Annotated in this window: 12 protein-coding genes; 7 read left to right on the top strand and 5 right to left on the bottom strand. The window is 69.6% G+C overall.

Annotated features, from left to right (window positions below; translation table 11 throughout):
• Positions 1 to 170 precede the first annotated feature (170 nt).
• Complete coding sequence (locus ACIBK4_RS41865) at positions 171 to 1148, bottom strand: DUF3068 domain-containing protein (RefSeq protein ID WP_399003915.1); 978 nt, start codon at positions 1146 to 1148, stop codon at positions 171 to 173.
• A gap of 360 nt (positions 1149 to 1508) precedes the next feature.
• On the opposite strand from ACIBK4_RS41865, the gene ACIBK4_RS41860 reads away from it, so the two are divergent.
• From ACIBK4_RS41860 to ACIBK4_RS41845, 4 genes are all read left to right on the top strand, one after another.
• A complete protein-coding gene (locus ACIBK4_RS41860) occupies positions 1509 to 1661 on the top strand; it encodes a hypothetical protein (RefSeq protein ID WP_366434671.1) in 153 nt (50 codons plus the stop codon).
• Positions 1662 to 1761: 100 nt separating this feature from the next.
• On the top strand, positions 1762 to 2982 hold the full coding sequence (locus ACIBK4_RS41855) for a helix-turn-helix domain-containing protein (protein WP_399004233.1): 1221 nt from the start codon (positions 1762 to 1764) through the stop codon (positions 2980 to 2982).
• Between the two features lie 144 nt (positions 2983 to 3126).
• A complete protein-coding gene (locus ACIBK4_RS41850) occupies positions 3127 to 3900 on the top strand; it encodes an IclR family transcriptional regulator (RefSeq protein ID WP_399003912.1) in 774 nt (257 codons plus the stop codon).
• Positions 3897 to 4739, top strand: coding sequence for an SMP-30/gluconolactonase/LRE family protein (locus ACIBK4_RS41845; protein ID WP_399003910.1), 843 nt, complete (start codon positions 3897 to 3899; stop codon positions 4737 to 4739). Before ACIBK4_RS41850 ends, ACIBK4_RS41845 begins: the two co-directional genes overlap by 4 nt.
• Positions 4740 to 4834: 95 nt before the next feature.
• Here ACIBK4_RS41845 and ACIBK4_RS41840 read toward each other — a convergent pair whose 3' ends face one another.
• Genes ACIBK4_RS41840 through ACIBK4_RS41825 form a run of 4 tightly spaced genes read right to left on the bottom strand, consistent with a single transcriptional unit; the run spans position 4835 to position 9091 of the window.
• Positions 4835 to 6010 (bottom strand): MAB_1171c family putative transporter, encoded by a 1176-nt coding sequence (locus ACIBK4_RS41840; RefSeq protein ID WP_399003908.1) that lies wholly within the window; start codon positions 6008 to 6010, stop codon positions 4835 to 4837.
• Complete coding sequence (locus ACIBK4_RS41835) at positions 6007 to 7191, bottom strand: MAB_1171c family putative transporter (RefSeq protein ID WP_399003906.1); 1185 nt, start codon at positions 7189 to 7191, stop codon at positions 6007 to 6009. Before ACIBK4_RS41835 ends, ACIBK4_RS41840 begins: the two co-directional genes overlap by 4 nt.
• Positions 7188 to 7727 carry a toxin gene (locus ACIBK4_RS41830; protein ID WP_399003904.1) on the bottom strand — a complete coding sequence of 180 codons (540 nt, stop codon included), beginning with the start codon at positions 7725 to 7727 and terminating at the stop codon, positions 7188 to 7190. Before ACIBK4_RS41830 ends, ACIBK4_RS41835 begins: the two co-directional genes overlap by 4 nt.
• A gap of 38 nt (positions 7728 to 7765) precedes the next feature.
• Positions 7766 to 9091: an MAB_1171c family putative transporter gene (locus ACIBK4_RS41825; protein ID WP_399003902.1), complete on the bottom strand. Its 1326-nt coding sequence runs from the start codon at positions 9089 to 9091 to the stop codon at positions 7766 to 7768.
• Between the two features lie 291 nt (positions 9092 to 9382).
• Here ACIBK4_RS41825 and ACIBK4_RS41820 point away from each other — a divergent pair, with 291 nt between their 5' ends.
• From ACIBK4_RS41820 to ACIBK4_RS41810, 3 genes are read left to right on the top strand one after another with little or no spacing between them, the layout of a single operon-like run.
• Entirely contained in the window at positions 9383 to 10732 is a 1350-nt protein-coding gene (locus tag ACIBK4_RS41820) for an extracellular solute-binding protein (RefSeq protein ID WP_399003897.1), read from the top strand.
• Positions 10729 to 11667: a carbohydrate ABC transporter permease gene (locus ACIBK4_RS41815; protein ID WP_399003895.1), complete on the top strand. Its 939-nt coding sequence runs from the start codon at positions 10729 to 10731 to the stop codon at positions 11665 to 11667. Before ACIBK4_RS41820 ends, ACIBK4_RS41815 begins: the two co-directional genes overlap by 4 nt.
• Positions 11664 to 12521, top strand: coding sequence for a carbohydrate ABC transporter permease (locus ACIBK4_RS41810; protein WP_399003893.1), 858 nt, complete (start codon positions 11664 to 11666; stop codon positions 12519 to 12521). Before ACIBK4_RS41815 ends, ACIBK4_RS41810 begins: the two co-directional genes overlap by 4 nt.
• The last annotated feature ends 15 nt before the right edge of the window (positions 12522 to 12536 follow it).

Raw genomic sequence — 12536 nt, 5'->3', positions numbered from 1 at the left:
CGGTGTCGGTGTCGGTGTCGGTGTCGGTGTCGGTGTGGGAAGGGGCGGGGCGCGGTGCGGAGTTCTGTGGGCGGGCTGTGCCGGGGTGGGTTGGACAGTTTTCGCCCCGGCGTTCCTGACGGCTACTCACCCGCATGACAATTTCCGGGGTTATTAGAACTGACGTCACGTCACATCGTGGGCGGATACCCGGGCGAAAGGGAAGATTCAGGGCGCCGACGGCCGCGTAGCACCAAAACGCCTCCCGCCACGGCGAGGACGAATCCGGCCACAGCCGCACCGATCGGCAACGACTGCCCCACCAGGCGCAGTTGACCGCTCTCCTGCTTCGCCAGTTTCACCTGTTCCTTCTGCGTGGCGGTGGTGAACGCGAGCTTGTCGGCGTCCAGGAGAAGGACCGCGTCGTAGGCGTGACCGGGGGCGCGGAGGGTGCGGCGGGGGCCGGTCCGGGCGTAGATCACCCGGCCCGTGCGCTGGTCGACGATCAGCTCGATGCCGTGGTTGGAGTACCACTCCTCGGCCAGGATCTGGGGGGACTTGGGCTGGTCGACGAGGCTGCCGGGGACCAGGCGGGTGCCGATCTTCGTGGGCGGGACCGTGCCCTTGAAGACGTAACCCGAGTAGCCCTGCACCTTCTTGGTCCCCGCGTAACGCAAAGTCACCGTCGCGCCAAGGGAGTTGTCCCACCACTGGTAGGGCTGTTTGCGCACGTCGAACGGGAACTTCAGGAAGGCGTCGCCCTCGAAGTACGGGTTCTCGTGGCAGCAGTGCACGGGCTTGTTGGTCTTACGGTCCGTGACCCAGCGGTTGGGGAAGAACTCCAGCGCGTCGTGCGGATCGGCGGCCGGCAGGGACTTGTCGGTGTCGACGGTTGTCGTCACGTCCCAGACCGCGTCCCCGCTCTTCTCGCTGTCCGCGACATCGCCGCGCACCTGCTGCGTGACGGTGATCCGCTGATCGTCCACGGTCCGCAGCTCGCCGGTGTCGAAGTAGCTTCCGGTGCCCCGGTACACGGCGGTCGTGTCGATGTCGATCGGGGTCACGGCGGCCCGCGGCTCGACGTACCACGCCAGCAGCGGCGCCAGGACCAGCAGAAACGTGCCAAGTCCCAGCAGGATCAAGGAAAATGGAGAGGTCGTACGGCGCATCCGGACACTCCAGTGAAAGTTGGTGACGGAGTTCGGGCCGCTCTGGGCCCTGTCGTCACACTCCCGTCGTCCGCCCGTAGGGCGGGCCCCGCGGCGTCTGGTGCGTGCAGCTGCAAGGCGGAGGAGGGAGTCGACGCGGAGCGTCGGCGACCGACGACAACGCCGCTGGGGGTCCCCCCACGCCTTTAAGGCCGTGGGGGAGTGCGTGCCAGGCGCCGCGGGGCAGGCGGGAGTGTGACGACAGGGCCCTTGGGCCGGGAACCGTAGGCGCCCCTTGACGGAGTGTCAATGTCTGCCGACACTGGGCCGACGGGCAGGGGCAGGGCGCACGGACCTCAGGACAGAGAGGCTGACCCCGCGATGCCCAGACTGCTCGCCGCCGCACTCACCGTGGTCCTGGCCGCCGCCCTCGCCGTGGGCGCCGCGCTCGGTATCGTCGCGCTGCTCGACGCGAGACCGGCTCAGCCGAACACGCCCCTGGTCACGTACGAGCAAGCGGGCCAGGGAAGTTGACGCCGTGGCCGCGCGCCCGGCGACCGTCCGGCCGGCGACACCTCAGCCGTCGGCCGAGCCGTCGGCGACCGCTCAGCCGTCGACCGCTCGCCCGGCGACCATGACCGCGCGCTCCGCGTGGCAGGACGTACCGCGGCTGAAAGTGCGGGAGTTCGCGGCGGTCGCCATGGCCGAGGCGCCCGCGCTCGCCGAGGAGATCCTGCGCGAGATCCGCCGTGAGCATCCTCAACTGCCCCTGGTTCTCGACGAGTCGGGTGAGCCGATGGCCCTGGTCGGCATCCGGCGTGCCATCGAGGTCTTCGTGCAGCACCTGGACACCGCCGAGGGGCGGCCGACCGTACCGCCGGGCGTCTTCCAGGAGTTCGGGCGCGGGGAGGGGCTGCACGGCCGTAGCCTCGACTCGCTTCAGGCCATCTACCGGATGGGAGTGCGGCTCGCCTGGCGGCGGTTGGCCGAGATCGGGCAGCGCGTGGAGATCCCGCCGCCCGCGATGTACGCGCTCGTCGACGCCGGTTACGAGTATCTGGACGGGCTCGTCGACCAGTCCGTGCGCGGGTATGCCGAGGCCGCCGCGCGGCAGGCGGGGGAGCGGTTGCGGCTGCAGCGGCGGCTCATGGAGCTTCTGCTCGCCGAGCATCACCGCGGCGATCCGGCCGAGGCTCTCTCCGAACGTGCCGCCCGCATCGGCTGGCCGCTGCCCGACAAGGTCGCCGTGGGTGTCCTGCTGCGGCCGGCCCGCGAGGCCGTCGCGCCCGCCGTGGGGCAGGAGGTGCTGCTCGACATGGAGTACGAGCAGCCGCGCATGGTCGTGCCCGAGCCGGATGCCGCCGGGCGGCCCGAGCTGCTGCACCGGGCGCTGACCGGCTGGGCCGGGGCGATCGGGCCGCCGGTGCCGCTGGCCGACGCGGTGAAGTCGGCGCGCTGGGCCGAGGCGGCCGTAGGGCTGATGGAGCGGGGGCTGTTGCCGGGCGGGGGTGTTCTGTACTGCACCGAGCACACCGAGGCGTTGGTGCTGTTGCAGCCGGAGGAGCTGATCGACGATCTCGCGCTGCGGTGTCTCGCGCCGCTCGCGCACTGTGGGCCCACGCATCGGCGGCGGCTCGCCGAGACGCTGCTGGCCTGGCTGGAGACGCGGGGCGGGGCGCCGGAGGTGGCCGCGCGGCTCGGGGTGCATCCGCAGACCGTGCGGTATCGGCTGCGGCAGATCCGCGAACTGTGGGGCGACGAGATCGACCATCCGGACCGTCGGTTCGAGCTCGAACTCGTGCTGCGCGCCCAGCGGTTGCGTGGTGAACTGGGCGATCCCAGGGCCGGTCGGTAGTCACATGGTCACGCGACCATTGCCCGGGCAACCCTCTATGGCTAGCCTGTGTTCGTCATGCCGATCGCCAGTTGAAATTTCGAACACGACACTCGGTGTGACACCCCATACAGCCACTCGCAGACACCTGGAAGGGGGCCGGTTGTGGGACGACTCGTACCTGCCGTGACCCGGGCTCTCGATATTCTTGAGCTCTTCCTCGACGGGGACGGGACGCTCTCCGCCCCCGACATCGTGCGCAAGCTGCAACTGCCGCGCACGACCGTGCACGAACTGGTCACCACCCTCGCCGCGCGGTCGTACATCGTGCCCGTGCCCGGACAACCCGGACGTTACCGGCTCGGAGTCCGTCCGTACCAGCTCGGGAGCCGATACGCCGAGCAGCTCGACCTCGCCGCCGAGGGGCAGCAGGTCGCCCGGTCCGTCGCCGAGACCTGCGACGAGACGGTGCACGTCGCCATCCTCGAAGGCACCGACGTCATCTACATCGCCAAGGTCGACTCCACACACGCGGTGCGCATGGTGTCGGCGGCCGGCCGTCGGCTGCCCGCGCACTGCACGTCCGTGGGCAAGATGCTGCTCGCGTCGCTGCCCGAGCCGGAGCTGAACGCGCGGATCCCCGCGGATGTGTCGTTGGCCGCGATGACGCCGAACAGCATTGTCGAGCCCGGCGCTCTGCGGGAGGCGCTCGCCGAGATCCGGTCGCGGGGGGTTGCCGTCGAGAGCCGTGAGTCGAATCCGGACGTGTCCTGTGTCGCGGCGCCGGTGCGGGACCGTACGGGGCAGGTTGTCGCCGCTCTCTCCATTTCCGTTCCGATGATTCGGTGGAGCGACGAGCGGCGGGTGGAGTTGGAGCAGCTGGCCGCGAAGGGCGCGGTCGAACTGTCGGAGCGGCTTGGGCACAGGAGTGTGGGATGACGTACGAGGTGGCTGTACGGGCCGAGGCGACGCTGGGTGAGGGGCCGACGTGGGACGCCGCGGCGGGGCGGTTGATCTGGATCGACATCCTTGGGTCCCGGGTGCATACGTACGACCCGTCGTCGGGCGTGCGGACGGTGCGGGTGACCGATCAGCATGTGGGGGCCGCCAAGCCCCGTGTCGGTGGGGGGCTCGTCCTCAATCTGCGGGACGGGGTCGGGCTTGTCGATCCTGACGGGGAGTTCCGGTGGTTGCATCGGGAGCCGATTGCCGGGCGGCGGGCCAATGATGCGGCCGTGGCGCCTGACGGGGCGTTGTGGGCGGGGACGATGCGGTACGACGAGGCGGCGTGTGGGGGGACGTTGTCCCGGGTTGCCGGGGACGGGTCCGTGCGGCTGATTCTTGATGACGTTGCCGTGAGTAACGGGACGGGGTGGAGTCCTGATGGGCGGTTGATGTACTACATCGACTCTCCTACTCGGCGGATCGATGTGTTCGAGTATGCGGAGGGGCGGGTTTCTCGGCGGCGGCGGTTTGCCGAGGTTGAGGAGGGGGCGGGTTTTCCTGATGGGCTGACCGTTGATGCCGATGGGTGTGTTTGGGTGGCGTTGTGGGGTGGGGGTGCGGTGCGGAGGTATACGCCGGACGGGGAGTTGGATCGGGTTGTTTCGTTGCCTGCCTCGCTGGTCACTGCGTGTGCTTTTGGGGGTGCGGATTTGAGTGACTTGTACGTTACGACTGCTCGGGTGGGGCTTACGTCGCCGCATCCTGTTGCTGGGTCGTTGTTGGTTGTGCCGGGGGCGGGGAAAGGGTTGGCGCAACCTGCATTTGGGGGCTGAGAGTTGAGTTTTGGCTGCGCGCCGGTGGGGGCTGGACGCGCAGTTCCCCGCGCCCCTAAAAGAACTCCGCGCCCGTGCGTTCAAGTCGCCCGGTGTTAGCGCGGGGTCGCCCTCACCGGGTTCTCCCGGTTCGGCGTCGTTAGGCGGGACTGCGCCAATGCCCTTGCCAGCTCCACCAAGCCGCCCGTGTCGGAGACCTCCGTTGCGTAAAGGCGGTACGTGCTGGGGGTGTTGAAAGGTTGCTCTTGGGCCGCTGCTCTGCGGGCCGCGTCGGCGACCATCGCTGCTTCGGCCGTGACGCGGGCCTCGTGGGGGGTGTGGCCCTCGTGGAGGGCGGCGTCCCTGGTGCGTTCGCGGAGGTGGTCGTCGAAGTAGGGGGTGAGGGCCAACAGGCCGTCGTGGATGGAGACTTCGCGCCAGTGGAGGCGCATGCGGGGGAGTTGGCGCAGGGCACTGGGGGGCTTGGGGGCGATGGACGCGAAGCGGACCTCCGACCACAACGGGCCCAGGCCGCGCAGGTCGTTGAGGTCGCGCCAGTGGGCTCTGGCCATCGGCAGGAGGCGCGGGAGCGCGAAGCCCGCCGAGCAGGTCAGGGCTGCCAGGGAAGCCATCGGCGGGGCTACGCCGGTGGAGAGGAAGTCGAGGTTGTGGCCGGTCCAACGGGCCACCAGGGCCGTGTACTTGACGAACTGGAAGCCCACCACGTCCAGCAGGGTGCCTAGGAGGATCAGCTGCAGGCCGGTCCTCAGCAAGCCCGTCACCTCGCGGGCCCACGTCACGCACACCGTGCACAGCGCCAGGGTGGCCGCGCTGTGGCCGAGCAGGTAGAGCGCGATCATCTCGCGCATGTACGGCGCGTTGGCGTAGTACGTGTCGAGGTCGGTCAGCCGCTCCGTGCTCGGGTCGGCCAGCGTGAACAGGACGACGATGGTCACGATCAGCGCGCCGTAGGCGGCCATGCTGCGCAGGACCATGCGGCGGATCCGGGCGGGGGAGCCGCCCCGCCAGTGGATCAGCAGGACCAGCAGGGAGCAGCTGTACGCGGAGAGCATGCCGTAGGTCAGCGGGGCGCCGAAGTTGGGGATGCCGGTGAGGCGGTTGACCGCGTTCAGCGTCGGGGGTGCCGAGCAGACCAGGGCCAGGGAGCCCAGGACGATCGCCGCGCAGGTGGACAGGGTCAGCGGGTCGCGCGGGATCCGCCAGGGGCGGCGCAGCAGGACCGTGCAGGACAGTCCGAAGACGGCGGCGGCGAGATACACCATGAGGCTCATGCCCGGGTGCTCCCTTCCGTCGTGCCGGTGCGGACCCGGGCGGCGGCGACCAGCGGGGACCGGGTCAGTTCGTCGGCGATCCGGATCAGGAGGGCGGTGCCGGGGGCCCGGTCGGTGAGCCGGTCCGGTTCGTCGGCGGGCACGAGGTGCGGGTCACGGCTGCGTTCCTCGGCCACGGCCGCCGCTACGACCGCCGCCCACGCCGTTGCCTCGGCGCGCTCCGGGTCGCCCGTGGTGCGCGCCGCCTCCTCCAACGTCCGCTCGTACAGGGCCCGGTCGAAGAACGCGTCCAGGTGGCCGAGCGCGTTGTGGATGCTCGTCTGCCGCCACACCAACCGGGTCTCGGGGGAGGACCAGCGGGGGCGAGGGAGCCGTAGCGCGCGGCGGGTGAGGAGTTCGGCCAGCTCGTGTTCCAGCGGTTCGAGACCGGCGTACGTCCGCCGGGCCTGCCACCACTGGGTCAGCCGGGGGCCGGTGAGGGGGATCAGGACGCCTACGACGGTCAGGACCGCGCCAAGGCCGGCGGCGACCGGCGAGACCGTCGTGCCGAGCTGTGTCCAGTCCCGTCCGGTCCAACGGGCGATCACCGCCGCGAACTTGGTCAGGCTGTACCCCGCGCCGCACAGCGAGCCGACACCCAGCGTGATCATTCCCGCGCGCAGCCAGCCGCGCACCTGCCGCGCCCAGCGCAGCGCCGACACCGCGGTGACACTGACGGCGGCGAGATGCCCGGCCAGGTACAGCACGATCATCTCGGCGATGAACGGCGTGGTCGCGTAGTAGGTGTCCAGGTCGGTGCGGCGCTCCACGGGGGTGCGGCCCAGCGCGAACGTCACGGCGATGCCGACCAGGATGAAGGTGTACGCCACGATCCAACGGCGGGCCGTGCGATGGACGTTGGGCCCGCCCCGCCAGTAGACGATCAGGACCTGGGACGAGGCGCCGTACGCGGTGACCGACGCGTAGGTCAGCGGCGCGGCGAGGTTCGGGATGCCGCTGAGCTGGTTGATCGCGCCGACGGTGGGCGGCGCCCCGAGGAGGAAGCAGGCGCCGGCCAGGCCGAGGAACACGCAGATGACCCGGAGATAGGGGTCGTGCCAGTGGCGGATCAGATCCGGGGTCTTCACCAGCACGCCCAGCCACAGCAGGCCGCAGCTCAGGTAGTCGATCAGGCTGCTCATTTTCTGGTCCCGCGGTAGTTGAGGGCGGCGCCGATGCGCCCGGCGACCCCCTGCTGTGAGCTGTCGTCCGCCACGGCGGGGTCGTGCGCGGGGTTCGCCGTGGCCGCCGCCTGCAGCCAGGGCCGCAGCCGTCCGCTCATCAACATGCCGAATCTGTCCGCCTCTTGCTCGTCGGCGAGGCTGAAGTCGGTACGGGCGGCGACGGGTCGGGGGCTGCCGTCGGCGGTCGGTTCGGGCGCGGGGGCGGCGGTCCGCTGGTGCATGTGCCACACCTCGTGGCAGAAGATGACGATCTGGTGCCAGGCGGCGGCCCGTTTGTCGATGACGATGACGTCGTAGGTGTCGCCCTCCAGCCACAGTCCGCTGGCGGTGTGCGGCGGGAACACCTCGCGGCGGACGACGACTTCACGTCCCCGCCAGCGCGTGACGGAGTCGACCAGCGCGTCGAACAGGGCCTCGGGGTCGGCCGGGACCGGGACGCGCATCGGGTCGATGAGGGCACCGGCGAACCGGCGCATCTCCTTCTTCGTGCGCACCGCTGCAATATGCCAGGACATACGCCGACTCAGCCACCTCACCGTCGCCGCGGAAGCAGGAAACGGGGCGCTTCCGCGGGGTGGGCGGGGGGAGTGCGGCGGATGCCTTCCGCTGAACGGGCCGCTTCCGTCGGGGAGTTGGCCTGAACGGCACCTGTCGTCCCGGCCCTGTTGCCCTCGCCCCGCACCGCCGCCCGCACCGCGTCGATCGCGTCGCGGTGGCGCAGGGCGCGGGAGACGGGGCCGATCTCCTGGAGGAGGTCGGCGGTGTCGGGGTGGCCGGTGGTGGTGTCGTGGCGCGGGGGACGGCCGGCCGCGTCGATGGCGTCCAGGATCGCGACCGCCGCCGCGAGGGCCTTCGCGCGGGCCGGGGTGCAGCCGAGGCGGAGGGCGGCGCGGTGGGCGCGGGTGCGGAGGTCCTCGTCGAGGTGGCGGGCGAGGGGGAGCAGGACGTCGCGGATGTACGTCTCCCGCCGGATCAGCCGGAGTTCGGGCGCCGCGCACAGCAGGAAGGGGACGCCGTCACCGTCGACGGAGCGCATCAGGACGTAGAGCGGCCGGAGTTGGTGGTGGGCCAGGCGGACGCGCAGGCGGCCGTGCAGATATTGGCCGGTGTGCGGCAGGATGAAACCGACGGCGATCAGGACGGCGGCGAGGCAGGCCGCGCACGGGGCGACGTCCGTGCTGAGCGTGTCGAGGTCGTGCCCGGTCCAACGGGCCACCACCGCCGTGAACTTGGCGAGATCGAAGACGAGGCTCAGCGTGTAGCCGGCGCCCAGGAACGTCAGTCCCCAGCGCAGCCAGCCGTGCAGGGCGTCCGCGCGGACCCAGTTCCAGATGAGCCGCACGGTGATCAACGCGGCCACGGTGTGCGCGAGCAGATAGAGCAGGATCAGCTCGCGCATGAATGGCGTGTTGGCGTAGTACGTGTCGAGGTCCCGTATCCGCTCCACGGGCACGTCGGCGAGGGCGAACAGCACCCACAGGGCCACGATGACGCCCGAGTAGACCGAGATCACCCACCGTCTGGCGCGCCGGGTCGCGTTCGAGCGGTCGGACAGGCCGTCGCGCCAGATCACGATGAGCACTAACCCGGCCCCGCTGAACGCCGTGAGCAGTGAATACACCCACGGCGCCGAGAAGTTGGGCACACCGGTGACCCGGTTGGTCCAGGCGATGACCGGCGGCGTCACGAACACGAACAGGGCGCAGGCGAAGAGCAGCAGTCCGCCGACCGCTCGCAACAGCGGTTGCCCCCACAGCCGGATGATCGCCGGCAGCTTCAGCGCGAGGGCGGTGCCGAGGACCGCGGTGGGGATCCACACGAAGGACGTGTACAGCTCGCCGAGGAAGGTCGTGACCACGTCGTACGCTCCCCCTTCCCGCCGTCCGCTGCACAGCCGGTCCGAGGTTACGCGCCCACAACTGCCAACGTCATGTCGTCCGGTGGCCGTTGTGGGACCGGGAACGACCGCTGTGTCCGGAAATCGCCCCCGTGAATGAACCGTGCACTGTGTTCAACCCATTGACGCGCAAGCGCTTCGATTTTACGGTCCCGTTCGAAGTAGCGAGCGCCATTCGGTATTTCGAACACTCAACACCGGTACGACGACATGGACACGACGGCACGGAACTCCTACAGGTAAGGGCAGGCAATGGGACGACCTGACCTGAAGCGCAGGCACCTACTGGCCACGGCGGGCGGTCTCGCGGTCGCGGGCAGTCTCGCCTTCGCCGCTCTCGGCACCGGCGCCGACGCGCTCGCCTCCGGCGCGGACACCCGGGTGCGCTACTGGAACCTCTTCAGCGGCGGCGACGGCGCCAACATGATCGCGATGCTGGACGCCTTCCGTAAGGAACACCCCGGCATCGACGTCAAGGACTCCACCCTCCAGTGGGGCAACCCCTTCTACACCAAGCTCGCGATGGCCGCCGCGGGCCATCACGCACCGGAACTCGGCGTCATGCACATGGGCCGCGTCGCGGGCTTCTCACCGGGCCGGCTCCTCGACCCCTGGGACGAGGACCTCCTCGCCAAGTACGGCGTGCGCAAGGCGGATTACAACCCCGCGCTGTGGAACCGCGGTGTCATCGACGGCAAGTTGTACGCCCTGCCGCTCGACATCCACGTACAGCTCTGCTTCTACCGCAAGGACGTCCTGAAGAAGGCGGACCTCCTCGGCGACGACGGCCGCATCGTCCAAGTCACCTCCGCCGACGACTGGTTCGACGTCCTGAAGAAGGCCAGGCAGGTCCAGAAGAAGGGCCTCCAGACCATCGGCCTGTGGACCAACGACCAGAACTTCCAGTGGTGGTTCTTCGTCGCCTTCTACACCCAGCTCGGCGGCGGATGGTTCGACGCCGGCAACACCCAGGTCCTCTTCGACACCGACAAGGCCACCCAGGTCCTGGAGTTCTTCCGCAAGCACGTCACCGACGGATACGTCATCCCGGGCGCCCCGACCGGCGAACAGTTCATCAACGGCGCCCCCTTCACCTGGGAGGGCGACTGGTCGGTGCCGGTCTTCTCCGGCGCGAAACTCGACTACGGCGCGACCCCGCTGCCGCCCGTCTTCGGCAAGCAGGCCACGCACGCCGAGTCGCACTCCTTCGTCCTGCCGCACCAGGCCGGCCGCGGCGGCGCCACCAACGAGGCAGCGCACGAACTGGCCGCCTACGTCGTCACCCACGCCCTGCAGTGGGCGGCCGGCGGCCACATCCCCGCGTACACACCGACGCTCTCCACGGCCGCGTACAAGAAGCTCACCCCGCAGAACGAGTACGTCACCGCGATGAACCACCAGGCCACCGAGCCGAAGGTGTGGTTCGCGGGCTCCACCGGCGTCCTCGCCCAGGACCTCGGCCCGCTCGTCGTCTCCTCCACGATGGGCTCCGCCAAACCGGCCGCCGTGGCGCGGACGATGAAGAACCACCTCACCCGACTCCTCGCCTCGAAGAACCCGATGGACGGCAGGACCGCAGCACAGGGAGGTGCGGCCGCATGACCACCAGCGCCGAGACCGTCATCGCACCGGCGCGGACGAGGACCGCCACCGCGACCGCGACCGTCCGCCGCAACCAGGGCTTCCAGCACGGGGGTTGGTTCGTCGCCCCGTTCCTGGCGCTCTTCGCCCTGTTCGTCGTCTGGCCGCTGCTGCGCGGCGTCTACCTCAGCCTCACGGACGCCAACATCTCCGGCGACGGCGCGAACTTCATCGGCCTCGACAACTACCGCGAGGCCCTGCACGACCGGGCGATGTGGGACGCGCTCGGCCACAGCGCGTACTTCACGCTGCTCGTCGTACCGTGCATCACCGTCCTCGCCTTCCTGCTCGCGATGCTCGCGCACCACATCGAGCGCGGAAAATGGCTGTGGCGACTCTGCTTCTTCGCGCCGTTCCTGCTGCCGTCGACGGTCGCGGGCAACATGTGGCAGTGGCTGTTCACCCAGGGAATCGGCCTGTTCAACGAGACCTTCGGCCTCACCACACCCTGGCTCACCGACAAGTCCTACGCGATGCTCGCCATCGTCATCGAGACCCTGTGGTGGACGGTCGGCTTCAGTTTCCTCCTCTACCTCGCCGCGCTCCAGGGCATCCCCGACCACCTCTACGAGGCCGCCAAGCTCGACGGCGCCAACGCCTGGCACCGCACGGTCCACATCACGCTGCCGATGCTGCGCCACATCACCGGCCTGGTGATCGCGCTCCAGGCCCTCGCCTCGCTCCAACTCTTCGACCAGGCCGTCGTGATGATGGACTTCGGCCCCGGACCCGAGCTGAGCACCCGCTCCTTCGTCCAGTACACCCTCGAACAGGGCTTCACCAGCTACCGCGTGGGCTACGCCTCCGCGATGTCCGTCATCTTCTTCGTGATCATCGCCGCGGTCGCCCTCACCCGGATGGCACTGCTGCGCAACCGTGAGGAGGCCGCCCGATGAGCACCACGCAACTCCGGCTGAAGCCCCGCAAGCCCTGGACCCCCAGCCAGATCGTCCTCACCCTCCTGGGCCTCGCCGTCTCCGCCCTCTTCGTGGCGCCGATCGCCGCCGCCCTGTTCACCTCGCTCAAGTCGGAGACCGAGGCGGCCGAGATCCCGCCGCACTGGCTGCCCAAGGTCTGGACGGCCCAGGCCTGGAAGGCCCTCTGGAAGACCGGCAACATCACGAACTGGTTCGTCAACTCCCTGGTCGTGTCGATCCTCGTGACGGCCATCGTGGTCACCGTCGCCGCCCTCGCCGGATACGGGTTCGCCCGCACCGAGTTCAAGGGCAAGACCGTCCTGATGGGCGGGGTGATGGCGGGCCTGATGATCTCCCCGGCGGTCCTCGGCGTCCCCCTCTTCACCACCGTCCAGCAGATGGGGATGGTCGACACCTACTGGGGCATGATCCTGCCCCAGTGCGCGCCCGCCGCGATGGTCTACATCCTCTACAAGTTCTTCCAGGGCATCCCCCGCGAACTGGAGGAGGCCGCCTTCATCGACGGCGCGGGCCGCTGGCGGATCTTCTTCACCATCGTGGTCCCGCTCTCCCGCCCCTCCCTCGCGGCGGTAGGCATCTTCACCTTCATCGCGTCCTGGAACAACTTCCTCTGGCCGTACATGGTGACCAACAACCCCGACCTGATGACCATGCCGAACGGCATCGCGACCGTCATGAACTCCTACGGCATCCAGTGGGCCCAGCTCATGGCCGGCGGCCTGATGGCAGGCCTCCCGCTGATCGTCGTCTTCGTCTTCTTCCAGCGCCAGATCGTCGCGGGCGTGGCCCACACCGGATTGGCGGGACAGTGACCATACGAAGAGGTC

It is taken from the genome of Streptomyces sp. NPDC050528 (assembly GCF_044457795.1).
GTDB lineage: Bacteria > Actinomycetota > Actinomycetes > Streptomycetales > Streptomycetaceae > Streptomyces.
Note: the sequence above shows the minus strand (reverse complement) of the source record. Positions and strands in the feature narration are given on the sequence as shown.

What these genes read in the sequence shown, in the direction of transcription:
- ACIBK4_RS41865 (WP_399003915.1), bottom strand. Translation starts at nt 1,148, where the DNA reads ATGCGCCGTACGACCTCTCCATTTTCCTTGATCCTGCTGGGACTTGGC.
- ACIBK4_RS41860 (WP_366434671.1), top strand. Translation starts at nt 1,509, where the DNA reads ATGCCCAGACTGCTCGCCGCCGCACTCACCGTGGTCCTGGCCGCCGCC.
- ACIBK4_RS41855 (WP_399004233.1), top strand. Translation starts at nt 1,762, where the DNA reads ATGACCGCGCGCTCCGCGTGGCAGGACGTACCGCGGCTGAAAGTGCGG.
- ACIBK4_RS41845 (WP_399003910.1), top strand. Translation starts at nt 3,897, where the DNA reads ATGACGTACGAGGTGGCTGTACGGGCCGAGGCGACGCTGGGTGAGGGG.
- ACIBK4_RS41840 (WP_399003908.1), bottom strand. Translation starts at nt 6,010, where the DNA reads ATGAGCCTCATGGTGTATCTCGCCGCCGCCGTCTTCGGACTGTCCTGC.
- ACIBK4_RS41835 (WP_399003906.1), bottom strand. Translation starts at nt 7,191, where the DNA reads ATGAGCAGCCTGATCGACTACCTGAGCTGCGGCCTGCTGTGGCTGGGC.
- ACIBK4_RS41820 (WP_399003897.1), top strand. Translation starts at nt 9,383, where the DNA reads ATGGGACGACCTGACCTGAAGCGCAGGCACCTACTGGCCACGGCGGGC.
- ACIBK4_RS41815 (WP_399003895.1), top strand. Translation starts at nt 10,729, where the DNA reads ATGACCACCAGCGCCGAGACCGTCATCGCACCGGCGCGGACGAGGACC.
- ACIBK4_RS41810 (WP_399003893.1), top strand. Translation starts at nt 11,664, where the DNA reads ATGAGCACCACGCAACTCCGGCTGAAGCCCCGCAAGCCCTGGACCCCC.